At 62.0% G+C, this 21,260-nt stretch carries 23 protein-coding genes; 15 read left to right on the top strand and 8 right to left on the bottom strand.

All coding sequences use genetic code 11. The features are described 5' to 3' along the window. Positions 1-124: 124 nt before the first annotated feature. On the top strand, positions 125-1,003 hold the full coding sequence (locus ITX55_RS10745) for a siderophore-interacting protein (protein ID WP_042783720.1): 879 nt from the start codon (positions 125-127) through the stop codon (positions 1,001-1,003). A 48-nt stretch (positions 1,004-1,051) separates the two neighbouring features. Here the strand turns inward: ITX55_RS10745 and hpxZ are convergent, their stop codons facing one another. The 4 genes from hpxZ to ITX55_RS10725 are packed head-to-tail and all read right to left on the bottom strand — an operon-like array spanning position 1,052 to position 4,638. Further along, positions 1,052-1,441, bottom strand: coding sequence for an oxalurate catabolism protein HpxZ (gene hpxZ / locus ITX55_RS10740; RefSeq protein ID WP_033641948.1), 390 nt, complete (start codon positions 1,439-1,441; stop codon positions 1,052-1,054). A gap of 3 nt (positions 1,442-1,444) precedes the next feature. Further along, positions 1,445-2,839 (bottom strand): AtzE family amidohydrolase, encoded by a 1,395-nt coding sequence (locus tag ITX55_RS10735; protein ID WP_108680201.1) that lies wholly within the window; start codon positions 2,837-2,839, stop codon positions 1,445-1,447. After that, on the bottom strand, positions 2,836-3,027 hold the full coding sequence (gene hpxX / locus ITX55_RS10730; RefSeq protein ID WP_033651000.1) for an oxalurate catabolism protein HpxX: 192 nt from the start codon (positions 3,025-3,027) through the stop codon (positions 2,836-2,838). Before hpxX ends, ITX55_RS10735 begins: the two co-directional genes overlap by 4 nt. Before the next feature lie 24 nt (positions 3,028-3,051). Further along, positions 3,052-4,638, bottom strand: a complete 1,587-nt coding sequence (locus ITX55_RS10725) for a gamma-glutamyltransferase family protein (protein ID WP_108680202.1) — start codon at positions 4,636-4,638, stop codon at positions 3,052-3,054. Between the two features lie 142 nt (positions 4,639-4,780). Between ITX55_RS10725 and ITX55_RS10720 the strand changes: the two genes are divergently transcribed. The 7 genes from ITX55_RS10720 (at position 4,781) to hpxK (ending at position 11,218) form a co-directional block, all read left to right on the top strand. After that, positions 4,781-5,620, top strand: a complete 840-nt coding sequence (locus ITX55_RS10720) for a MurR/RpiR family transcriptional regulator (RefSeq protein ID WP_108682254.1) — start codon at positions 4,781-4,783, stop codon at positions 5,618-5,620. 216 nt (positions 5,621-5,836) lie between these two features. Further along, positions 5,837-6,628, top strand: a complete 792-nt coding sequence (locus tag ITX55_RS10715) for a transporter substrate-binding domain-containing protein (RefSeq protein ID WP_042783724.1) — start codon at positions 5,837-5,839, stop codon at positions 6,626-6,628. Between the two features lie 12 nt (positions 6,629-6,640). Continuing rightward, positions 6,641-7,306 carry an amino acid ABC transporter permease gene (locus tag ITX55_RS10710; RefSeq protein ID WP_033634112.1) on the top strand — a complete coding sequence of 222 codons (666 nt, stop codon included), beginning with the start codon at positions 6,641-6,643 and terminating at the stop codon, positions 7,304-7,306. Then, complete coding sequence (locus tag ITX55_RS10705) at positions 7,306-7,962, top strand: amino acid ABC transporter permease (RefSeq protein ID WP_033641953.1); 657 nt, start codon at positions 7,306-7,308, stop codon at positions 7,960-7,962. The genes ITX55_RS10710 and ITX55_RS10705 overlap by 1 nt, the downstream gene beginning before the upstream one ends. Then, entirely contained in the window at positions 7,943-8,686 is a 744-nt protein-coding gene (locus tag ITX55_RS10700) for an amino acid ABC transporter ATP-binding protein (RefSeq protein ID WP_223085035.1), read from the top strand. Before ITX55_RS10705 ends, ITX55_RS10700 begins: the two co-directional genes overlap by 20 nt. Positions 8,687-8,732: 46 nt before the next feature. Continuing rightward, positions 8,733-9,977 (top strand): alanine--glyoxylate aminotransferase family protein, encoded by a 1,245-nt coding sequence (locus tag ITX55_RS10695; RefSeq protein WP_223085034.1) that lies wholly within the window; start codon positions 8,733-8,735, stop codon positions 9,975-9,977. Continuing rightward, positions 9,974-11,218 carry an allantoate amidohydrolase gene (gene hpxK / locus ITX55_RS10690; RefSeq protein WP_089191207.1) on the top strand — a complete coding sequence of 415 codons (1,245 nt, stop codon included), beginning with the start codon at positions 9,974-9,976 and terminating at the stop codon, positions 11,216-11,218. The genes ITX55_RS10695 and hpxK overlap by 4 nt, the downstream gene beginning before the upstream one ends. Before the next feature lie 14 nt (positions 11,219-11,232). Here the strand turns inward: hpxK and ITX55_RS10685 are convergent, their stop codons facing one another. The 3 genes from ITX55_RS10685 to ITX55_RS10675 are packed head-to-tail and all read right to left on the bottom strand — an operon-like array spanning position 11,233 to position 13,829. Beyond that, the gene (locus ITX55_RS10685) at positions 11,233-11,868 is read right to left on the bottom strand and encodes a LysE family translocator (RefSeq protein WP_033651005.1); all 636 of its coding nucleotides are present in this window, start codon (positions 11,866-11,868) and stop codon (positions 11,233-11,235) included. Between the two features lie 39 nt (positions 11,869-11,907). Then, positions 11,908-12,681, bottom strand: coding sequence for an amidohydrolase (locus ITX55_RS10680; RefSeq protein ID WP_108680205.1), 774 nt, complete (start codon positions 12,679-12,681; stop codon positions 11,908-11,910). After that, on the bottom strand, positions 12,669-13,829 hold the full coding sequence (locus tag ITX55_RS10675; RefSeq protein WP_033641958.1) for a pyridoxal phosphate-dependent aminotransferase: 1,161 nt from the start codon (positions 13,827-13,829) through the stop codon (positions 12,669-12,671). Before ITX55_RS10675 ends, ITX55_RS10680 begins: the two co-directional genes overlap by 13 nt. Positions 13,830-13,993: 164 nt before the next feature. On the opposite strand from ITX55_RS10675, the gene ITX55_RS10670 reads away from it, so the two are divergent. From ITX55_RS10670 to ITX55_RS10660, 3 genes are read left to right on the top strand one after another with little or no spacing between them, the layout of a single operon-like run. Further along, on the top strand, positions 13,994-14,608 hold the full coding sequence (locus tag ITX55_RS10670; protein WP_015376724.1) for a methylthioribulose 1-phosphate dehydratase: 615 nt from the start codon (positions 13,994-13,996) through the stop codon (positions 14,606-14,608). Further along, the gene (gene mtnC, locus ITX55_RS10665) at positions 14,605-15,294 is read left to right on the top strand and encodes an acireductone synthase (RefSeq protein WP_046688277.1); all 690 of its coding nucleotides are present in this window, start codon (positions 14,605-14,607) and stop codon (positions 15,292-15,294) included. Before ITX55_RS10670 ends, mtnC begins: the two co-directional genes overlap by 4 nt. Further along, complete coding sequence (locus ITX55_RS10660; RefSeq protein WP_072628338.1) at positions 15,291-15,833, top strand: acireductone dioxygenase; 543 nt, start codon at positions 15,291-15,293, stop codon at positions 15,831-15,833. Before mtnC ends, ITX55_RS10660 begins: the two co-directional genes overlap by 4 nt. A gap of 17 nt (positions 15,834-15,850) precedes the next feature. Here the strand turns inward: ITX55_RS10660 and mtnA are convergent, their stop codons facing one another. Next, positions 15,851-16,879 carry an S-methyl-5-thioribose-1-phosphate isomerase gene (mtnA, locus tag ITX55_RS10655; protein ID WP_069099966.1) on the bottom strand — a complete coding sequence of 343 codons (1,029 nt, stop codon included), beginning with the start codon at positions 16,877-16,879 and terminating at the stop codon, positions 15,851-15,853. Between the two features lie 146 nt (positions 16,880-17,025). Between mtnA and mtnK the strand changes: the two genes are divergently transcribed. The 4 genes from mtnK to ITX55_RS10635 all read left to right on the top strand — a co-directional run bounded on the left by mtnK (position 17,026) and on the right by ITX55_RS10635 (position 21,259). Continuing rightward, positions 17,026-18,225: an S-methyl-5-thioribose kinase gene (gene mtnK / locus ITX55_RS10650; RefSeq protein WP_042783731.1), complete on the top strand. Its 1,200-nt coding sequence runs from the start codon at positions 17,026-17,028 to the stop codon at positions 18,223-18,225. Positions 18,226-18,736: 511 nt separating this feature from the next. After that, positions 18,737-19,039, top strand: a complete 303-nt coding sequence (locus ITX55_RS10645) for an urease subunit gamma (protein ID WP_025160087.1) — start codon at positions 18,737-18,739, stop codon at positions 19,037-19,039. Positions 19,040-19,138: 99 nt separating this feature from the next. Next, positions 19,139-19,540 carry an urease subunit beta gene (locus ITX55_RS10640; RefSeq protein ID WP_223085038.1) on the top strand — a complete coding sequence of 134 codons (402 nt, stop codon included), beginning with the start codon at positions 19,139-19,141 and terminating at the stop codon, positions 19,538-19,540. Between the two features lie 3 nt (positions 19,541-19,543). After that, positions 19,544-21,259: an urease subunit alpha gene (locus ITX55_RS10635; protein ID WP_047025807.1), complete on the top strand. Its 1,716-nt coding sequence runs from the start codon at positions 19,544-19,546 to the stop codon at positions 21,257-21,259. Position 21,260 lies beyond the last annotated feature (1 nt).

The raw sequence follows: 21,260 nt of genomic DNA, 5'->3' as shown, positions 1-21,260 counted from the left end.
GCATTAACGTAATTAATTAGTTTTATTAACATTTATCCGCTGCGCGATCGCGCGGCCACGCCGCCAACACGGCAGCCGATCGGTCATACGTAAAAGCGACAGCCGTTGCCGGAGAGTCGAGAACATGTCCGCCAGCTACAGAATTTTTGATATCACCCTGAAAAGCAAAACGCTGATTTCGCCCTCTTTGCTGCGCTGCGTGTTTGAAGGTGCGGATGTTCATCGCATGAAGCTGGAAGCGCCTGACCAGCGCATCAAACTGCTGTTCCCGGCGGCGGACGGCAAGATCACGCCGTTGGCCAACGGCCCGGACTGGTACGGCGATTACATGGCGCTCCCCAAAGAACAGCGTCCGGTAATGCGCACCTATACGCTGCGTGCGCTGCGCCGCGAGCAGAATCAGATGGACGTCGAGTTCGTGCTGCATGGCGTGAATGGCCCGGCTTCAGCCTGGGCGACCCATGCCGAACCCGGAGACACGATTCAAACGGTCGCCCCCAACGGTGACTTCGACGGCGACAGCGGCGGTTACGAATGGGCGCCGCCGGCGCAGTTGCAACAGGCGTTGCTGATCGCCGATGAGACGGCGGTGCCGGCGGCGATGGCGATTCTGGAACAGCTGGCGCAGCAGGCCAATCCGCCGCGGGTGCAGGCGTTTTTCGAGGTGCCGGTGGCGGCGGATTGCCTGGATTTGGCGCATTTCCCGTTCGCCGACGTTTATTGGCTGCCGCGCGACGTCGGCCGCCAGCTGGCGCACGGCACGCTGCTGGTGGAAGCGGTGCGCCAGCGGGTGGATATCCCCGCATCGGCCTGTGCGCAAGCGCAGTCCCTGGCGGAAAGCAGCCTGAGCGATGAGGTGTTGTGGGAGCGGGCGGCCGGCAGCAACGCTTTCTATGCCTGGGTGGCGGCCGAGTCTTCCGCGGTGAAAACGCTGCGGCGTTACCTGATTGGCGAACGCGATCTGGATCGCTCCACCGTTAACTTCATGGCCTATTGGTGCTGAGTCGGCCGCCGCCGTGCGCCTTCATCATGGGCTCTACCGCCTGGAGGCCTAAGGCGCGTCGAGCAGGCTGACGTGCGCCGCTACGATGCGCCAGCCACAGGGCAGCTTGACCCAGGTTTGCATTTGCCGCCCCCTGCGGTTGCTGCCCGGCCGATGAAATTCCGTGCTGGCCACCGCCATATCCTCACCAAAAGTCGTGATTTGGGTGTTTTCCAACAGCCGCTCCAGTCCGTTGGCCGGGCGCCGTTGACGAAAATCGCGGATCTCGTCGATACCGTAGAGACTTTCGGTGGCGCCATAGCGCACCGTGCGCGCGTCGTGCCAGAACAACTCGTCCAGCACATCGATGTCATTGCTGATTAACGCCTGCTCATAGCGGTAAAAGGCGGCGTTGACCTCCGCCAGCACCGCCGGCCGATCGATATGTTCACTGTTCATTGATTACTCCTGTTTGCAGACGCAAGTGGCGATGCCGGCGCATTCCAGCGCATAGGCGGCGCGCAGCGCCAAATCTTCGCGCCACGGTGGGGCGATCAGTTGCAGGCCGATCGGCAGACCGGATGCGCTTTTCAAAGGAACCGTCACGACCGGCAGGCCAAGGAAGGAAATCGGCTGCGTCAGCATGCCCATACTGGCGCGGATCGGCAGATCGACGCCGTTGATGCGCATCGTTTCCTGGCCGATCGGCGTGGCGCTGCATGGCGTCGCCGGGGCGATCAAAATGTCCCAGTGCTTGAACAGCGGCGCGGCTTGCCGGCGAAACGCGTGACGAAAGCGTTGTGCCTGCAAATACCAGGTGGCGGGGAGCATGGCGCCGGCCAGCAGTCGTTCTCGCGACAGTGGCTCGAAGCGTTCGGGTTGGCTGCGCAACTGCGGCAGATAGCGATGGCCGCCCTCTGAGGCGCTGAGGATAAAGGCCGCCGATCGGGCCAGCTCGGCCTGCGGCAGCTCGACTTCGGCGCTGGCTGCCAGCGCTTGCGCCACCTGGTTGACTGCGGCTTTGGCGTCATCATTGCACCATTGCAGGAAATAGCCGCCTAACACGGCGCAGCGCAGGTTCTGGCTGCCCTGCGCCAGCAACGCTTCGGTGCGGGAAATCGGCCGATCGCTCTGGAACGGATCCTCGGTGTCGATGCCCTGCATCGCATCATACACCGTCGCGAGATCGTGCACCCGGCGGGCGAACGGGCCGATGTGATCCAGGCTGTCGACAAACGGCTGGCTGCCGCTGCGCGAAAGACGGCCGAAGGTCGGTTTCAGACCATAAATGCCGCACAGCGAGGCGGGCACGCGTATTGAGCCATTGGTGTCGCTGCCGAGCGAAAAAGTCACCAGGCCGGCCGCCACCGCTGCGGCCGAGCCGCCCGAAGAGCCGCCGGCGATGCGCCCGAGGTCATGCGGGTTTCGGGTGGCGCCGTAATGGCTGTTCTCGGTGGTGAAACCGTAGGCGTAGGCGTCCATGTTCAACATGCCGCAAAGCAACGCGCCTTGATCCGCCAGCCGGGAGACGCCCCAGGCGTCGCGGTCGGCCGGTGGCCGATCGCTGAACAGGCGGGCGCCGGCCAGCGTGGTTTCACCGGCGACGTCGAACAGATTTTTTACCGCATAGGGAATGCCGGCCAAAGCGGGCAGCGTTTGCCCAAGCGCGCGCGAACGGTCGAGGCGATCGGCTTCTTTTTGCATGCGTTCCCGGGTGATGTGCGTAAAGGCGTTCAGCGCGGGATTCTGACGGTCGATGTGATCGAGCGTATGCCGGACGATCTCGCGCGCCGAGAGCGCGCCGCGTTCAAGGGCCGTACGGATCTCGGCGAGCGACAGGGCGCTTAAGGGGTTCATGGGCGATATACCCCCGCGATTTCCTGGCGCGGATCCAGCGGGAAGGCCATCAGCGGTTCGGCCAGCGCGGCGATGCGTTCGATCTGTTTCAACAGTTCCCGGCGGCGGACATCGTCCAGTTCCACGGCCAGCACGGTTTCCATCTGGTGGATATAGGCCGCCCAATCGGCGGCGTGTTGATTGTTCATAAGCGATCCCGATAAATAAGAGAGTCAGAAGCCGGCGGCGCTGCCGTTGCTTCGCGGATCGAAAGCGCCTTCGAACATGCCGTTGGTGTGGCGTACGACGGCGCCGGCATGGCCGACCGTTTCGCTGAACGCCGGCAGCAGTTCAACGGCGTGGCCGCGCTGTCGCAGATAGTCGAGGGTCGCCGCGTTAAAGCGCCCCTCAAGCTTCAACGAGTCCGAACTTTCGCCCCAGGTTCGCCCCAGCAGCCAGCGCGGCGCGCTGATCGCCTGCTGCAGCGGCAGCCCTTGCACCACGTGCCGCACGAACAACGCCGCTTGAGTCTGCGGCTGGCCGTCACCGCCCATCGAGCCGTAGATCAGCGTGCGTCCGTCATACAGCCGGGCGGCGGCCGGGTTCAGCGTATGGAACGGCTGCTTGGCCGGCGCCAGCGCCAGCAGATGATCGGCGTCCAGGCTGAAAGAGGCGCCGCGGTTTTGCCACAGGACGCCGCTGTTCGGCAGTACCACGCCGCTGCCGAATTCGTGGTAGATGCTCTGAATGAAGGAGACCGCCAGCCCGCTGCTGTCCATCACCCCCATCCAGACCGTATCGCCGGGTCCTTTGCCCTGGCCCCAGTCGGCCGCTTTTTGGCCGTCGATGCGCCCGGCCAGCCTATCCAAATGGTCGGCCGCCAGCAGCGCCTGCGGATCCTGCGTCATGTGGCGCGGATCGGTGATGAAACGGTCGCGCAGATCGAACGCCAGCTTGGTGGCCTCGACCACGGCGTGTACCACGGCACCTTCGCTCTGTCCGACCAGCGGCAGACGGTCGGTCAGCCCGAGGATGACAAGCGACACCAGCCCTTGGGTCGGGGGAGCCAGATTGAATATTTCACCTTTTTGGTGTTCCAGGCGCAGCGGAGGACGGCGGCATGGCCGATAACTCGCCAGATCCTGAGCGGTAAGCGGCATGCCCAACATCGCCATGTCCGCCGCCATGCTTTCAGCCAGCGGCCCGCGATAAAAACTGTCGAGCCCGTCCTCACTCAGTGCGATCAGCGTATCGGCCAGCTGCGGTTGGCAGAATCGTTGGCCGGCAAGCGGGATCTTTCCCTGCGGCAGGTAAATGCGGGCGAAGGGGGCGAACTCCTCCAGCTCGTGGCGTTTGCTGCGCGTCGCCGCCTCTTGGGAGGCGGTGACCGGAATGCCGTCGGCGGCGTAGCGTATGGCGTCGGCGAGCAACCGCGACAGCGGCAGCGGCGTTTCGCCCAGTTCGGCCGAATAGGCCAACGCCTCCTGCCAGCCGCCGACGGTGCCGGCCACGGTCAACGCCGCTTTTGGGCCGCGCTGCGGGATGCGGCTTTCTCCGGCGTACAGCGCCGGCGTCGCCAGCGAGCCGGCGGCGCCGCTGGCGTCGATGGTCAGCGGCTCGCCCTGCGGCGGCACGATCAGCCAGAAACCGTCACCGCCGATGCCATTCATGTGCGGATAGACCACGGCGATGGTCGCGGCGGCGGCCACCATCGCCTCAATGGCGTTGCCGCCTTCGCGCAGCACCGCCAGCGCGCTTTCGCTGGCGAGATGGTGTGGCGTGACCGCCATGCCCTGTGGCGCGGTATTGCTGTTAATCATGTTTCTGCCCTTGTCTGAGGTGAGCGTTCGGGTAACAGAAGCAAGAGGCGTTCCACTTTTAATCAGGACGATTAATTGCTTGTCAGAGAGGGGCCGGGGCGTGCTATGTTCCGGTGAAACAAAAGTTACAGCGAGAGTGATGATGCAGCCCTTCGATGAACGCCTGCGCAACGAATATCCGCAATTGGCGCCGCAGGAACAGCGCGTCGCCGACTTTATCCTCGATCATTTCGATGACCTGATCAGTTACAACAGCGCCGAGCTGGCGCGCTTGAGCGGGGTTTCTAAAGCCACGGTCAGCAGGCTGTTCAAGCGGTTGGGGTATCGCAGCTACAAGGACATGCGCGCTGAGCTGCGCACCCTGCGCCAGAGCGGCATGCCGGTGACCGACGAGAGGCATGCGGTGCAGGGCAATACGCTGCTGGCGCGGCATTACAAGCAGGAAATGGCTAACATCTCGCACTGGGTGAGCCATCTCGATGTGGAGCAATTCGGCGCGGTGATCGCCGCGTTGGCGCGGGCGCGGCGGGTCGCGCTGCTGGGATTTCGCAACAGCTATCCGATAGCCATGCATCTGCGTCAGCAGCTGATGCAGGTGCGGGAGCGGGTGCTGCTGATGCCGCAGCCCGGCCAGACACTGGCGGAGGAACTGGTCGAGCTCGCGCCGCAGGATATGGCGGTGGTGGTGGCGTTTCGGCGCCGGCCGCGTCAGCTCAAGGCGATACTGACGCAGCTGCAAACTCGCCGGGTGCCGACGCTGTTGATCTGCGAACCGCAGGCGCAGTCGCTGATCCCGCTGGCGGACTGGCATTTGGCCGCTTCGCTGGACAGCGTCTCCGCCTTCGACAGCTATTCAGCCGCCATGAGCTTATGTAACCTGCTCAGCAACGCCCTGCTGCATGAGATGTTGGAGCAGGGGCGATCGCGTATTCATCACATTGCCGGTCTGTATCAGGATTTGGACGAACTGGAACCGCGCTAACCGGCGCTTTTTTGGTGCTGATGCACATTTTTGGTGCGTATTTGGCCTGCCTGCTTTCCCTTTCTCCGTCGCCGGCCCGCTGAGGTCGGCAGGTTTTTTCTCGTTAATCAGCGCCAGTTAAGGCATGGGTTCGACGTATTTTCGATTGGCACATTAGTTGCAGAGATTGTGGTGTAAGAATCTTTTGTTTCATCTTTTCACCATCGGGGATACGCTATGAACATCAAAAAAACGCTGTGGACGGTTTTCACTGGGATCGCCTTGCTGGCGCAGGCCGCGCCGACCATGGCGGATCAATTGCAAGAGATCCGGCAGCGCGGCGTCCTGCGCGTGGCGGTGCCGCAGGATTTCCCGCCATTCGGCTCGGTGGGCACCGATCTGCAGCCTCAGGGTTATGACATCGATATGGCGCGTTATCTGGCCGATAAGATGAAACTTAAGTTGCAGTTGGTGCCGGTCACCAGCGCCAACCGGGTGCCTTATCTGCAGACCAATAAAGTGGATCTGGTGATCTCCAGCCTGGGCAAAAATCCGGAGCGTGAAAAGACCATCGCCTTCAGCCGCGCCTATGCGCCTTTCTTCCTGGGGGTCTTTGGTCCTAAAGACGGCGCGTTGGCGGACATGGCGCAGCTCGATGGCAAGACCGTCGGCGTCACGCGCGGTGCGGTGGAGGATATGGTTCTGAGCGACGGCGCGCCTAAAGGGGCGCAGATCAAGCGTTATGAGGATAACAACACGACGCTGTCGGCCTATCTCTCCGGGCAGGTGCAGTACATCGCCACCGGTAACATGGTGGTGAGCGCCCTGGCGCGCCAGAATCCGGACAAGGCGCCGGCCGCCAAGTTTATGTTGAAAGATTCGCCGTGCTTCGTGGGGTTGCGCCAGGGAGAACCGGCCCTGAAAGCGGCGGTGGATGCGCTGATTGGACAGGCGCTGGCGGACAAGACGCTGAATGGCCTGTCGGAGAAATGGTTGAAAGCACCGCTGCCCGATGGTTTTGGCGCATAACGGGAGCGGCGGATGACCTATCAGCTGAATTTCTCCGCGCTCTGGCCCTACATGCCTGAGCTGTTGGCGGGGTTACTGACGACGATGGCGCTGACGGCGCTGGCGACGTTGATGGGGGTTGCGCTGGGCATTTGCGGCGCGGCGATCCGCAGCGGCCGGGCCGGCGCGCTGAGCCGCCTTTGGGGCGTTTACGTCGAAGTGGTGCGCAACACGCCGTTCGTCGTGCAGTTGTTCTTCATCGTGTTCGGCCTGCCGAGCCTGGGCTGGAAACTGACGGCCGGGCAGGCGGCGCTGCTGGCGATGGTGATCAACCTTGGCGCCTACAGCACCGAAATTATTCGCGCCGGCATTCAGGTCACGCCGAAGGGGCAGTGGGAAGCGGGACGCGTGTTGGGGCTCAGCCGCAGCCAGACCTTTTTACGCATCGTACTGCCGCCGTCGCTGCAGCGTATTTATCCGGCGTTGGTGAGCCAGTGCATCATCGTGATGCTGGGATCCTCGGTGGTGTCGCAGGTCTCGTTCGAAGAGCTGACCTTCGCCGCCAACCTGATCCAGTCGCGCACCTTCCTCAGCTTTGAAGTCTATCTGGTGACGGCGCTGCTTTATCTGTTGTTGTCGCTGTTGATGCGTCAACTGTTGCTGGCCGCCGGGCGGCGTTTTTTAGGGAGCCGGAACTGATGCTGACGTTTACCGATTGGGACATCGTGCGCAATCTGCTGTTGGCGGCTCGCTGGACGCTGCTGCTGTCGTTGACGGCATTTTTCGGCGGCACGCTGGTGGCGCTGCCGCTGGTGTTGATGCGCCTGAGCAAGCGCCGCTGGGCAATGCGTTTTGTCCGCGTTTACGCTGAACTGTTTCAGGGCACGCCGCTGTTGATGCAGCTGTTTTTGGCGTTTTTCGGTCTGGCGCTGTTTGGCGTCGACGTCAGCCCATGGACCGCGGCCGCGCTGGCGCTGACGCTATTCACCAGCGCTTTTCTGGTGGATATCTGGTCCGGCAGCATCGCCGCCTTGCCGAAAGGTCAGTGGGAGGCAGCCCGTTGTCTCGGGCTGAGTTTCACGCAGACGCTGATGCGCGTCATCACGCCGCAGGCGGTGCGTATCGCCATTGCGCCGACCGTCGGTTTCTCGGTTCAGGTGATCAAGGGTACCGCCTTGGCGTCGATCATTGGCTTCGTCGAGCTGACCAAGGCCGGCACCATGCTGAACAATGTGACTTATCAGCCCTTCAAAGTGTTTGGTCTGGTCGCGTTGGGCTATTTCCTGATGTGCTATCCCTTGTCGCGTTACAGCCATTATCTGGAGAAGAAATGCCATGCCGATCATCACCATTAATCAGGTTCAAAAATATTACGGTCAGAATCATGTGTTGAAGGGCGTGGATCTGGATATCGACATGGGGCAGGTGGTCTCGATCATCGGCCGCAGCGGGTCTGGTAAAAGCACGCTATTGCGCTGCATCAACGGGCTGGAAGGGTATCAGGAAGGGAGCATCAAACTGGGCGGCATGACCATCACCGATCGCGATTCGCAGGCGCGTGAAATCAGCCGCTCGATTGGCATGGTGTTTCAGAACTTTAACCTGTTCCCGCATATGACGGCGCTGGAAAACGTGATGCTGGCGCCGCGCCGGGTGCTGAAAAAAAGCGCTGCCGAGTGCCGCGAGTTAGCCGAACAGATGCTGAACAAGGTGGGGTTGGGTGAGCGCATGCATTACGTGCCGGCCAACCTTTCCGGCGGGCAACAGCAGCGGGTGGCGATCGCCCGGGCGCTGGCGATGAAACCGAAGGTGTTGCTGTGCGATGAGATCACCTCGGCGCTGGATCCCGAGCTGGTGGGTGAAGTCCTGAAGGTGCTGGAACAGTTGGCGCGAGAGGGCATGACGCTGATTCTGGTCACTCATGAAATGAGCTTCGCCCGCGAGGTGGGCGACCGGGTGGTATTCATGCACCAGGGCAAGGTGTGGGAGCAGGGAAATAGCCGCATGCTGTTCGCCAATCCGCAAACCCAGGAATTGAAACAGTTTATCGCTTCTGTGCGCGGGTTGTCAGAAGCCTGATTTCGGCAAATAAAATGACAAGTTATTAAGCTGGTAAGGAAATAACATGCTAACTACTCCGCAGTTCGAACAGATTAACCCGCCGGCGCGCTTGCTGATGGGGCCGGGGCCGATCAACGCCGATCCGCGCGTGCTGCGCGCCATGTCGAGCCAACTGATCGGCCAGTACGATCCGGCAATGACCGGTTACATGAATCAGGTCATGGCGCTGTATCGCGCGCTGTTCCGCACCGAAAACCGCTGGACGATGCTGGTGGACGGCACCTCGCGCGCCGGCATCGAGGCGCTGCTGGTTTCTGCCATTCGTCCGGGCGATAAGGTGCTGGTGCCGGTATTCGGCCGCTTCGGACATCTGCTGTGCGAAATTGCCCGCCGTTGTCGCGCCGAGGTACACACGATCGACGCGCCGTGGGGCGAGGTGTTCAGCGCCGATCGCATCGAAGACGCGATTAAGCGGGTGCGCCCGCGCCTGCTGCTGACGGTGCAGGGCGACACGTCCACCACCATGCTGCAGCCGCTGCATGAGCTGGGCGATATCTGCCGCCGCCACGGCGTGCTGTTCTATACCGATGCGACGGCGTCCTTTGGCGGCAACCCGCTGGAGACCGACGCCTGGGGGCTGGATGCGGTCTCCGCCGGGCTGCAGAAGTGCCTGGGCGGCCCTTCCGGCAGTTCGCCGATCACCCTCAGCCCGCAGTTTGAAGAGATCGTGCGCCGTCGCAAATGCGTGGAGGAGGGGATCCGCACCGCCGAACATGCCGACGGCGACGACGAGATGATCTACTCCAACTATTTCGACCTCGGCATGATCATGGATTATTGGGGGCCGGAACGCCTGAATCACCATACCGAAGCCACCAGCATGTTGTTCGCGGCGCGAGAATGCGCGCGGGTGATCCTCGAGGAAGGGCTGGATCAGGCCATTGCCCGCCACCGGCTGCACGGCGCGGCGATGCTGGCGGGCATCCGGGGCATGGGGCTGGCGGTGTTCGGCGATCTCGAGCACCGCATGAATAACGTGCTCGGCGTGATGATCCCGCCGCAGGTGCACGGCGAGCAGGTGCGGCAGATGATGCTGAACGATTTCGCTATCGAAATCGGCACCTCGTTCGGCCCGCTGCAGGGCAAGATCTGGCGCATCGGCACCATGGGCTACAACGCGCGCAAAGATTGCGTGCTGCAAACGCTGGCGGCGCTGGAGGCGGTGTTGAACCGGTTGGGCTTCGCCACGCAACAGGGGGAGGCCCTCCAGGCGGCCTGGAACCTGTACGATGCAGGACGGCCAGAATGACGCCGCAGGAGGCGCAGCAGGCCGCCGCGCGGGTGATGGCGCGCTGTGACGAGCTGGCGGCGATCAGCGCGGAGCCCGGTAAACTGACGCGTCTTTATCTGTCTGCGGAACATCGGCGCGCCAACGTTCTGGTGGGCGAATGGATGCGCGAGAGCGGCATGCGGGTGTGGCAAGACAGCGTCGGCAATATCTGTGGCCGTTATGAAGGGCTAACGCCCGGCGCCCCCGCGCTGCTGCTCGGTTCGCATCTGGACACGGTGCGCAACGCCGGGCGTTATGACGGCATGCTCGGCGTGCTCACGGCGCTGGAAACGGTGGCGCAATACCATCGCCAGGGGCGCCGTTTGCCGCTGGCGCTGGAGGTGATCGGCTTTGCCGACGAAGAGGGCGCTCGCTTCGGCGTGACGTTGCTGGGCAGCCGCGGCTTGACCGGCCAATGGCCGCAGGAATGGCTGGCGCAGACTGACGCGGACGGGGTGAGCATCGCGCAGGCCATGCGCGACTTCGGGCTGGAGCCGACGGCGATCGCGCAGGCGCGCCGCGCGCCGCAGGAAATCCGCGCTTATCTGGAATTGCATATCGAACAGGGCCCATGTCTGGAGGCGGCCGACCTGGCGCTGGGGGTGGTGACGGCGATCAACGGCGCGCGTCGGCTTAACTGCGTCTTTAGCGGAGAAGCGGGCCATGCCGGTACGGTGCCGATGGGGCAGCGCAAAGACGCGCTGGCGGCCGCGGCGGAATGGATAACGGCGGTTGAAACGTTGACCCGCGCAGCCGATCCGCATCTGGTGGCCACCGTCGGCTGCATCGAGAGCCTGCCGGGCGCGGCCAACGTGATCCCGGGCGAAGTGCGATTGACGCTCGACGTGCGCGGCCCGCAGGATGCGCCGCTGGCGGCGCTGTTGGCGACGTTGCTGGCGCAGGCGCAGACGATCTGCGCACGCCGCGGAGCGCGCTTCGCCAGCGAGGAGTTTTACCGCATTGACGCCACCGCCTGCGATGGCGATCTGCAGCGCCGCTGGCAGGCGGCCGTCGAGCAGGTACAGGGGCAGAGTCTGGCGCTGCCGAGCGGCGCCGGTCATGACGCCATCGCCGTGGCGGCGCAATGGCCGGTCGGCATGCTGTTCGTGCGTTGCGCCGGCGGCGTCAGCCATCATCCGGCTGAAGCGGTGCGGCAGGCGGACGTAGCGCTGGCGATCCAGGCCTATTGCCTGACGATCGCCGGCTGGGAGCTAAGATGAGGGTATGAGACTTCCTAAGATGACGCGTTACGACGATAGAAGCTCAGGGCGATGGCCAATCCGGCCAGCAGTCCGGCGCAGGTGCGGTTTAGCCAGCGCAGAGCGCGGCCGGAAAATATACGCATAGCATGGTGGCCGCCAAGCGCGTAGAGACTCATCAGAGCGATATCGATCAGGGCGGTCACCAAAGCGAGAATCACGTATTGCAGCGCTACGTCGCCCGCTGGCTGGATGAACTGCGGCAGAAAGGCGGAAAAGAACAGCAGTCCTTTGGGATTGGAGAGTGCGACCAGCAGCGAGCGCATAAACGCGGCGCGGCCGTTGCGGGCGCCGGGCATCGCGTTCTGTGCTGCCTGCGGGGTGCCAAGCGGCGCGCGCCACAGTTGGCAGGCTAGATAGAACAAATAAGCGGCGCCGGCCCATTTGACCAGCGTGAAAAGCAGTTCGGAAGCTTGCAGTATTGCCCCTAAGCCGCAGCCGACGGCACCGATCAACAGCAGGTCGGACAGCGCCGCACCGGCAATGCCGCAGGCGGCGACGCGTTTGCCTTTGGTTGCGCCGTTATTGAGCGCCAACAGCATGGTTGGGCCCGGCGTAATGGTGACCGCCGCGACGGCCACGATATAGAGCAAGAGTGTCGTCATATCCATATCACTTCTCCTTGCGTTATCGGCTAAGGTGCCGGGAATTCAGTCAAGACGCAGAAAGCTGTCGGCATCGCGCCAGGCAGGGAAGGCGCTGCGGTAACTCTGCAGGGTTTCCAGCGACAGCTCGGCGTCCAGCCGCGCGGCTGCGCCGGGCTCGGCATCCGCCAGGATCTCGCCCTGCGGGCTGATGATCAGGCTGTCTCCGCTGTAGTTCAGGCCGTTCGGATCGTCGCCCACCCGGTTGCAGCCCGCCACATACACCTGATTTTCAATCGCCCGCGCCGCCAGCAGCGTTTGCCAATGGCGGCTGCGCGGCGCCGGCCAGTTGGCGACGTACAGCGCCAGATCGTAATCCTGCTGATAGCGCGCCCAGACCGGGAAACGCAGGTCGTAGCAGATCTGCGGCAGGATGCGCCAGCCGCGCCACTCGACGATTTCGCGCCGGTTGCCGGCCTGATAGTGCAGGTGTTCGCCGGCCATGCGGAACAGATGGCGTTTATCATAGGCATGCACCTGGCCGCCCGGCTCCACCAGCAGGAAGCGATTGACCGCGCCTTCGGCGGTTTTCAGCGCCACGCTGCCGCCGATCAACGCGTGGCTTTTCACCGCCCAGCCGTGCAGCCAGTCGATCACCTGCTGTTCGGGCAGGGCGCTCTCGCCGGCATCCATGGCGAAACCGGTGGTGAACATCTCCGGCAAGACGATGAGATCGCGCCCGACGATCGGCGCCAGCAACGCATCGAAAGCCGCCAGGTTGGCGGGGCCGTCGCGCCAGACCAGCGGTTGCTGCAACAGGGTAATTTTTAAAGTCGACATAACCGCTCCGCAGCTGCATCCAGCGTGGCGTCCTGTTTAGCGAAGCACAGCCGGATCAATTTATGGGGGAAAGGATCGGCACAGAAGACCGACAGCGGAATGGCCGCCACGCCCACGTGCTCGGTTAACCAATGGCAGAACGCCACATCGTCCAGATCGGAGATGGCGCTGTAGTCCGCCAGCAAGAAGTATGTACCGGCGCAGGGTAAAATTTCCAGTCGGCTGCTCGCCAGCGCTTGCACGAAGCGGTCGCGCTTGGCGCGGTAGAATGCCGGCAACTGTCGCCAGTGCTCCGGCTCGGCGCGCAGGCTATCCGCCAGCGCCAGCTGCGCCGGGGTGTTGACCGAAAAGGTCAGGTATTGATGCACCTTGCGCACCTCGGCGCTCAGCGCGGCGGGCGCCACGCAGTAACCCACTTTCCAGCCGGTCATGTGGAAGGTTTTACCGAAGGAGGACACCGCGATCGCCCGTTGGCGCAATTGTGGGTGGGCCAATACGCTGGCGTGCCCGCCTTTGGCGAAGCAGATATGTTCGTAGACCTCGTCGCTGAGCACGTAGATCTCGCGTTCGGCGATGGCGTGCCACAGCTGCTGCATGTCTTCCGCCTGCCAGGCGGTGGCGGACGGGTTGTGCGGCGTATTGACGATCACCAGACGGGTGCGCGGCGACAGCGCGGCGGCGAACCGTTGCCAATCCACGGCAAATGCGGGCGGCTGCAGGGCGAGGCGTTTGAGTACGCCGCCGGCCAGCGTCACCGCCGGCGCGTAGCTGTCGTAGCTCGGATCGAAACAGACCACCTCATCGCCGGGGCGCACCAGCGCGGTGATGGCGGCGAACAGCGCTTCGGTGGCACCGGCGGTGACGGTCACTTCGCTGCCGGCATCCGGCTGCCAGCCATACAGCTCGGCGGTTTTGTCGGCGATGGCTTCGCGCAGCGCCGCCACGCCGGTCATTGGCGCATATTGGTTGGCGCCCTGGGCGACGTGCCAGGCCAGGCGTGCTTTCAGGTAGTCCGGCCCGTCAAAATCAGGGAAGCCCTGCGACAGGTTGATCGCCTGATGCTGCTGCGCCAGCGCGCTCATCTGGGTGAAGATGGTGGTGCCCAGGGCAGGCAGTTTACTGTCGGGAATCAATGCGGAAGTGCTCATAGCAGGTGAATACTCCAGGCGCTTATATTGCCGTCAATATAACACGATGCTAGTATTTGGCAATCAAGACGCTTAGATGGCTAAATGCGAAAAAGTGCTTAGCCTGTCGCGCAGCCGGCTAAGCTTCACCTGCTGACCGCTATACCGAACGGGAAACGATAACAATGACGGAGAATCCGCAACTTACCGCATTACTGGCTGCCTGCCACTGGATTGGTGACAAAGGCTGGTGTCCGGCGACCGGCGGCAACATGTCGCTGCGCCTCGACGAACGCCAGTGCCTGGTTACCGAGTCCGGCAAAGACAAAGGGAGTCTGAGCGCCGCCGATTTTCTGCGGGTGGATATCGCTGACAATCACGTGCCGAGCGGCCGTACGCCGTCGGCGGAAACCGGGCTGCATACGCTGCTCTATCGTTTGTACCCGCACCTTGGCGCGGTGTTGCATACCCATTCCGTCAACGCCACCGTGTTGTCGCGGGTGGAACGCGGCGATGCGTTGGTGCTGCAGGGGTACGAAATGCAAAAGTCGCTCGCCGGTCAGCGCAGCCACCTGGACAGCGTGGCGATCCCCATTTTCGATAACGATCAGGACATTCCCCGGCTGGCGTCGCGCGTCGCGGCCTATGCCGAGGTCACGCCGCTGCAGTACGGTTTTCTGGTGCGCGGCCACGGTCTCTATTGCTGGGGAAGTCAGGTGGCGGAAGCCCGCCGCCATCTCGAAGGGCTGGAATTCCTGTTCCAGTGTGAACTGCAACGTCGCTTGCTGGAGGCGAAATGATCCGCGCTATCGTGACCGATATTGAAGGCACCACCAGCGATATTCGCTTCGTGCATCAGGTGCTGTTTCCCTATGCCCGCGAGCGGCTGGCGGATTTTGTACGCCGTCACGCCACGGAGAGCGAAGTCGCCGCGCCGTTGGCGGCGCTGCGCGCTGAAATTGACCAGCCGCAGGCGGATCTCGATGCGCTGATCGCCGCGCTGTATCGCTTTATGGATGAAGATCGCAAATCCACCGCGCTCAAGGCGCTGCAGGGCATCATCTGGCGCAGCGGCTATCGCGAGGGCGACTTCCGCGGACATCTTTATCCGGAGGTCGCCGGGCAGTTGGCTGCCTGGCAGCGCCAGGGGCTGAAGCTTTACGTTTATTCTTCCGGTTCGGTGGAGGCGCAAAAGCTGCTGTTCGGCCACAGCGACGCCGGCGATCTGCAGCCGCTGTTCAGCGGCTATTTCGACACCCGCGTCGGCGCCAAGCGTGAAACCGCGTCGTACCGCAACATCGCGCAGGCTATCGGCATCGCGCCCGACGAACTGCTGTTCCTGTCCGATATTCACCAGGAGCTGGACGCCGCGCAGGCCGCCGGCTGGCATACCTGCCAGCTGATCCGCGATGAGGCGGACGCACAGAGCCGGCATCCGCAGGTCAGCCGTTTTGATCACATCGATTTAGGGGAGTTTGTCTCATGAGTGGATTGACCATTTTCAGTGATACAGCACCGCAGCAGCCGCTGTGGCAGAGCCGCGACGCGCAGGAAATCCAGCGCCAGCTGGCGCAGATCGGCGTGCGCTTTGAGCGTTGGCAGGCGGATCGCGAGTTGGGCGACAACCCGCAGCCGGAGGCGGTGATCGCCGCCTACCAGCATGAGATCGACCGGCTGGTGGCGGAAAAGGGCTACCAGAGTTGGGACGTGATCAGCATGCGGCCGGATCACGAGCAGCGTCAGGCGCTGCGCGAAAAATTCCTGTCCGAACACACGCACGGCGAGGATGAAGTGCGCTTTTTCGTTGAAGGGGCGGGGCTGTTTTGCCTGCATCTGGACAGCAAGATCTTCCAGATCCTGTGCGAAAAGAACGATCTGATCTCGGTGCCGGCCAACACCCGTCACTGGTTCGATATGGGCTCTGCGCCGCACTTTACCGCGATCCGGGTATTTGACAACCCGGAAGGCTGGGTGGCGCATTTCACCGGCGACACGATCGCCGATGCCTATCCGCGTCTGGACTGATCGTCAACCGGCGGGCGTTAACCCAGCGCCCGCTGGAAAATCCCCGCTTCAACCTGCTGCGGCGTGATCACGCCGCTGTCGAACACCCATCCGCTGATAAGCTTGGCCGGCGTGACGTCGAACGCCGGATTGCAGACCGGCGCATCGGCTGGCGCCCACTGGCAGGCGCCGAAGCTGCCTGAAACGCCGGTGACTTCGGCCGCCGCGCGTTGCTCGATCGGGATGGCGGCGCCGTCCGGACAGTGCGGATCGTGGGTGGTATGCGGGGCAGCCACATAGAATGGAATGCCATGGTAGTGCGCCAGCACCGCCAGGCTGTAGGTGCCAATCTTGTTGGCGACGTCGCCGTTGGCGGCGATGCGATCCGCGCCGACCCACACCGCATCGACCTGGCCCTGCGCCATCAGGCTGGCGGCCATCGAATCGCAGATCAGGCGATAGGGAATGCCCAGCTCGCCCAGTTCCCAGGCGGTCAGACGGCCGCCCTGCAGCAGCGGCCGGGTTTCATCAACCCATACCTGTTGCACTTTGCCCTGCTGGTGGGCACGCAGCAGCACGCCGATGGCGGTGCCGACGCCGGCGGTGGCCAACCCGCCGGTATTGCAGTGGGTCAGCAGGCGGCTGCCGGGCTTGACCAGCCCAGCGCCGTGATCGGCGATGCGATCGCACAGCCGGCGATCTTCCTCCACCAGCCGCAGCGCTTCGTTCACCATCGCCGGCGCCCAGTCCGGCTCCGCCAGCGCCAGCTTCATGCGATCCAGATTGTTCATCAGGTTAACCGCCGTCGGGCGGGCGGCGCGTAGCGTGTGCAGCGCCTGTTCCAGCTCGGCGCGCGGCACACCGCGTTCCGCCAGCAGCGCCAACAGCAGGCTGGCGGACAGCCCGATCAGCGGCGCGCCGCGCACCCGCAGGCTGTGAATGTGCCCGACCAACTCCTCCACGCTGTCGCAGGCGCGCCACCGCTTTTCCTGCGGCAGGGCTTGCTGATCGAGGATCCAAAGGCGGTTGTCCCGCAGGGTCAAACTGGTGGTGTTAAGCGCTTGCATCGGCGGTTAATTCCTTGTTGCGAGGTTATTGCATCTGAAACGCTATTCTGCCAACATGACTTCCAGATGTATAGACGTCCAAATGCTTTTACGTCTAAATAAACAGAATCGCTGGGGGCAGCGAGAGAGAACAGAGGGGTTGGGGAATGTCGCTTTATCGTACGTTTACGGCTGCCGATGCCGTTGAATACGCCCGCCAATACGGGCAGGTGGCCGATCCGCAAGCGCTGGTGAGCGCCGACGAGATCGGCGACGGCAACCTGAACCTGGTGTTCAAGATCCGCGATCGCGAAGGCGTGAGCCGGGTGATCGTCAAACAGGCGTTGCCGTACGTGCGCTGCGTGGGCGAATCCTGGCCGCTGACGCTGGATCGGGCGCGCATCGAAGCGGAAACGCTGTTGATCCACGGCGGTTTCTGCCCGCGACATACGGTAAAAATCCTGCACCACGATCCCGAGTTGGCGGTGATGGTGCAAGAAGATCTCTCCGATCATCGCATCTGGCGCAGCGAACTGGTGCAGGGGAACTATCATCCGCTGGCGGCCGGTCAGCTGGCGGAATACCTGGCGCAGACGCTGTTCCACACCTCCGATTTTTATCAGTCGGCGCAGCAGAAAAAAGCGGAAGTCAGCCGCTTCACCAACCCCGAGCTGTGCCAGATCACCGAAGATCTGTTCTTTACCGATCCCTATATCGACCATGAGCGCAATCAGTTCGAGGCGGCGCTGTTGCCGCAGGTGCAGGCGCTGCGTGAGGATGCGCCGCTGAAGCTGGCGGTCGCCGGCCTGAAACACCGCTTTCTCAGCAAGGCGGAGGCGTTGTTGCACGGGGATATCCACAGCGGTTCAATTTTCGTGGCGGAAGGGCGATTGAAAGCGATCGACGCTGAATTCGGTTTCTACGGCCCGATCGGTTTCGATGTCGGCACTGCGTTAGGCAATCTGCTGCTCAACTATTGCGGCCAGCCTGGGCTGTTCGGGCCGCGCGACGCCGCCGCCGGGCGCGAGCAGCGTCTGCAGGATGTGCGCGAGCTGTGGCTGATCTTTGCCGATCGTTTCCTGGCGCTGTGCCATCAGCAAAGCCGTGATGCGGCGCTGGCGACGCCGGGTTACGCCGAGCAGTTCCTGCAGCAGGTCTGGACTGATGCGGTAGGGTACTGCGGCACAGAGCTGATTCGGCGCACTATCGGCCTGGCGCACGTCGCCGATCTGGACAGCATCGCCGACGCCGACATGCGCCTCGACTGTCAGCGTCATGCGCTGGGTTTGGGGCGCACGCTGATCGTCAATGCGCCGCAGATCGAGCATATCGACGCGCTGTTGGCGCGCATTCGTCAGCAAGGCTGAAGAGCCCGACAGTAATGAGGCAAACCCGGCTGCGGCCGGGTTTTTTTTTAATAACTTATTGGCATCAGTAACAGAATAGATAAATTGTTTTTAACTAAAAAGGTATTTTCACTCGCTTCTTATTTGTAAATTTAATTATATTTTATGACCGTTGGTTACATGTCTTTAATATTAACGCCATCCATAAGGACAGTGCTTATTTATCTGGCTTTCATGACGGTAATTAAAATAAAAAAACGCCATCCGTTCTTTTTTTGATCGTTTTATTGTGGGAGTGGGAAGATGAAAAAAGACTTTTTATCGATAAAAACTATCACGTCGCCGTTACTTTTTTAGGAAATGGGATAGCTCATGCTTGGGTTTGAATAAAGCAGCGGGTTGATTATCTCAATATTACCCCCTAGATTATTCGAGTGTCGGGCAATCGTAAATAAATAACGCAAGGTTATTAACTATAAGTAACCTTTGGCCTCACTTTGTCTGATTATTTCTATCGAGATCGGAGTGCTCCATGCAATTAACGCCAAGAGAAATCGAAAAACTGATGGTCTATACCCTGGCTGACGTCGCATTAAAACGAAAATCCAGAGGGATAAAGCTTAATTATCCCGAGGCGGTGGCCATTATTACCACCGCGGCGCTGGAGGGCGCCCGCGAGGGAAAAACGCTGGAAGAAGTCATGAACGACACGCGGCAGGTTTTGAGCCGCGATGACGTCATGGACGGCGTGGCGGACTTGATCCCGCATGTGCAGGTCGAGGCGATATTCAGCGACGGCAGCCGCCTGGTGACGGTGCACGATCCTATTCAATAAACGCCGATGGCCTTCCTGAATCCCATGGACGAATCTTATCAGCACAGGTATTCCGATGAAAAAGCATGACAAAGAAAAGCACGTGCGCCAGGCGGCTATATCCTGTCCGAAAGTCCCATCACCTTCAATGAAGATCGCGAGACGGTTATTTTAACGGTGCGCAACACCGGCGACAGGCCTATTCAGGTCGGCTCACACTTTCATTTCTTCGAAGCCAACAAAGCGCTGCAGTTCGATCGCGCCGCCGCCTTTGGCAAACGGTTAAATATCACCGCCACGACGGCGATCCGTTTTGAACCCGGCGATGAAATCGAGGTGGCGCTTATTGCCATCGGCGGCAAGCAAACGGTTTATGGTTTTAATAATCTGGTGGACGGTTGGGCGGGCGACAGCCCGGTAGCCGCCGGTGAAAGAGTAAAGAAAACTATAGATGTAAAGCGAGCTATTGAGCTGGGTTATAAAAACCGCGATCAGGCGCCCATCAAGACGGACGAGGAATAAAGCATGCCAACGATCTCCAGGCAGGAATATGCCGGGCTGTTCGGCCCGACCACCGGCGATAAAATTCGCTTGGGCGATACGCAACTGTTTATTGAAATAGAAAAAGATCTGCGCGGTTACGGTGAGGAATCGGTCTACGGCGGCGGTAAGTCTCTGCGCGACGGCATGGGCGCCGATAACCGATTAACCAGCGACAATGTGTTGGATCTGGTCATTACCAATGTGACCATTCTGGACGCCCGGCAAGGGGTGATCAAGGCGGACGTCGGCATTAAAAACGGCCTGATCGCCGGCATTGGCAAAAGCGGCAACCCGGCGATGATGAACGGCGTCACGCCCGGCATGGTGGTGGGCGTCAGCACCGACGCCATCTCGGGCGAACACCTGATCCTGACCGCCGCCGGCATCGATACGCACATTCATTTCATTTCGCCGCAGCAGGCCGCACATGCGCTCTCCAACGGCGTGACGACCTTCTTCGGCGGCGGCGTCGGGCCGACCGACGGTTCCAACGGCACCACGGTGACCGCCGGGCCCTGGCATATCCACCGCATGCTGCGCGCCTTCGAGAACATGCCGGTCAACGTGGGAATGCTCGGCAAGGGGCACGCTTCGCACGCTGCGCCGCTGGTCGAACAAATCGCCGCCGGCGTGGCCGGGCTGAAGGTGCATGAGGACTGGGGCGCCACCAACTCCGCGCTGCGCCACGCGCTGAGGGTGGCCGACGACATGGATATTCAGGTGGCGGTGCATACCGACAGCCTGAACGAGGGCGGCTACGTCGAGGACACCATCGACGCCTTCGAAGGGCGCACTATCCACACCTTCCACACCGAAGGCGCCGGCGGCGGGCACTCGCCGGATATCATCAAGGTTGCCTCGCAGATGAACGTCTTGCCGAGCTCCACCAACCCCACGCTGCCGTTCGGCATCAACAGTCAGGCCGAACTGTTCGACATGATCATGGTGTGCCACAACCTCAACCCCAATGTGCCGGCCGACGTGGCGTTTTCCGAAAGCCGGGTGCGGCCGGAAACCATCGCCGCGGAAAACGTGCTGCACGACATGGGCGTGCTGTCGATGTTTTCCAGCGACTCCCAGGCGATGGGGCGGGTTGGCGAAAACTGGCTGCGGGTGATGCAGACGGCGCACGCGATGAAAGCCGCGCGCGGCAAGCTGCCGGAAGATGCGGCGGAACACGATAACTTCCGCGTGCTGCGCTACGTGGCGAAGATCACCATCAACCCGGCGATCGCGCAGGGCATCAGCCACGTGCTGGGTTCGGTCGAGGTCGGCAAGATGGCCGATCTGGTGTTGTGGGAGCCGCGCTTCTTCGGCGCCAAGCCGAAGCTGGTGATCAAGGGCGGGATGATTAACTGGGCGGTGATGGGCGATCCCAACGCGTCGTTGCCGACGCCGCAGCCCACGTTCTACCGACCGATGTTCGGCGCCATGGGCAAATCGCTGCAGGAAACCTGCGTCACCTTCGTCTCCGGCGCGGCGTTGCATGACGGCATCAAAGAGAAACTGGGGCTGGAGCGGCAGGTGATGGCAGTGCATAACTGCCGCGCGATCTCCAAGCAGGACATGGTGCGCAACGCGGAAACGCCGCATATCGAGGTGGACCCCGAAACCTTCGCCGTCAAGGTCAACGGCGAACACGCCACGGTGAAACCGATCGCCACCGCCGTGCTTAATCAACGCTACTTTTTCAGCTAGG

This window comes from Serratia sp. EWG9 (genome assembly GCF_019913725.1).
In the GTDB taxonomy this organism is placed as follows: Bacteria; Pseudomonadota; Gammaproteobacteria; order Enterobacterales; family Enterobacteriaceae; genus Serratia; species Serratia ureilytica.
Note: the sequence above shows the minus strand (reverse complement) of the source record. Positions and strands in the feature narration are given on the sequence as shown.

Excerpts from the sequence above, each read along its gene's own strand:
- ITX55_RS10745 (WP_042783720.1), top strand. The coding sequence starts at position 125 with ATGTCCGCCAGCTACAGAATTTTTGATATCACCCTGAAAAGCAAAACG.
- hpxZ (WP_033641948.1), bottom strand. The coding sequence starts at position 1,441 with ATGAACAGTGAACATATCGATCGGCCGGCGGTGCTGGCGGAGGTCAAC.
- ITX55_RS10735 (WP_108680201.1), bottom strand. The coding sequence starts at position 2,839 with ATGAACCCCTTAAGCGCCCTGTCGCTCGCCGAGATCCGTACGGCCCTT.
- hpxX (WP_033651000.1), bottom strand. The coding sequence starts at position 3,027 with ATGAACAATCAACACGCCGCCGATTGGGCGGCCTATATCCACCAGATG.
- ITX55_RS10725 (WP_108680202.1), bottom strand. The coding sequence starts at position 4,638 with ATGATTAACAGCAATACCGCGCCACAGGGCATGGCGGTCACGCCACAC.
- ITX55_RS10720 (WP_108682254.1), top strand. The coding sequence starts at position 4,781 with ATGCAGCCCTTCGATGAACGCCTGCGCAACGAATATCCGCAATTGGCG.
- ITX55_RS10715 (WP_042783724.1), top strand. The coding sequence starts at position 5,837 with ATGAACATCAAAAAAACGCTGTGGACGGTTTTCACTGGGATCGCCTTG.
- ITX55_RS10710 (WP_033634112.1), top strand. The coding sequence starts at position 6,641 with ATGACCTATCAGCTGAATTTCTCCGCGCTCTGGCCCTACATGCCTGAG.
- ITX55_RS10705 (WP_033641953.1), top strand. The coding sequence starts at position 7,306 with ATGCTGACGTTTACCGATTGGGACATCGTGCGCAATCTGCTGTTGGCG.
- ITX55_RS10700 (WP_223085035.1), top strand. The coding sequence starts at position 7,943 with ATGCCGATCATCACCATTAATCAGGTTCAAAAATATTACGGTCAGAAT.
- ITX55_RS10695 (WP_223085034.1), top strand. The coding sequence starts at position 8,733 with ATGCTAACTACTCCGCAGTTCGAACAGATTAACCCGCCGGCGCGCTTG.
- hpxK (WP_089191207.1), top strand. The coding sequence starts at position 9,974 with ATGACGCCGCAGGAGGCGCAGCAGGCCGCCGCGCGGGTGATGGCGCGC.
- ITX55_RS10685 (WP_033651005.1), bottom strand. The coding sequence starts at position 11,868 with ATGGATATGACGACACTCTTGCTCTATATCGTGGCCGTCGCGGCGGTC.
- ITX55_RS10680 (WP_108680205.1), bottom strand. The coding sequence starts at position 12,681 with ATGTCGACTTTAAAAATTACCCTGTTGCAGCAACCGCTGGTCTGGCGC.
- ITX55_RS10675 (WP_033641958.1), bottom strand. The coding sequence starts at position 13,829 with ATGAGCACTTCCGCATTGATTCCCGACAGTAAACTGCCTGCCCTGGGC.
- ITX55_RS10670 (WP_015376724.1), top strand. The coding sequence starts at position 13,994 with ATGACGGAGAATCCGCAACTTACCGCATTACTGGCTGCCTGCCACTGG.
- mtnC (WP_046688277.1), top strand. The coding sequence starts at position 14,605 with ATGATCCGCGCTATCGTGACCGATATTGAAGGCACCACCAGCGATATT.
- ITX55_RS10660 (WP_072628338.1), top strand. The coding sequence starts at position 15,291 with ATGAGTGGATTGACCATTTTCAGTGATACAGCACCGCAGCAGCCGCTG.
- mtnA (WP_069099966.1), bottom strand. The coding sequence starts at position 16,879 with ATGCAAGCGCTTAACACCACCAGTTTGACCCTGCGGGACAACCGCCTT.
- mtnK (WP_042783731.1), top strand. The coding sequence starts at position 17,026 with ATGTCGCTTTATCGTACGTTTACGGCTGCCGATGCCGTTGAATACGCC.
- ITX55_RS10645 (WP_025160087.1), top strand. The coding sequence starts at position 18,737 with ATGCAATTAACGCCAAGAGAAATCGAAAAACTGATGGTCTATACCCTG.
- ITX55_RS10635 (WP_047025807.1), top strand. The coding sequence starts at position 19,544 with ATGCCAACGATCTCCAGGCAGGAATATGCCGGGCTGTTCGGCCCGACC.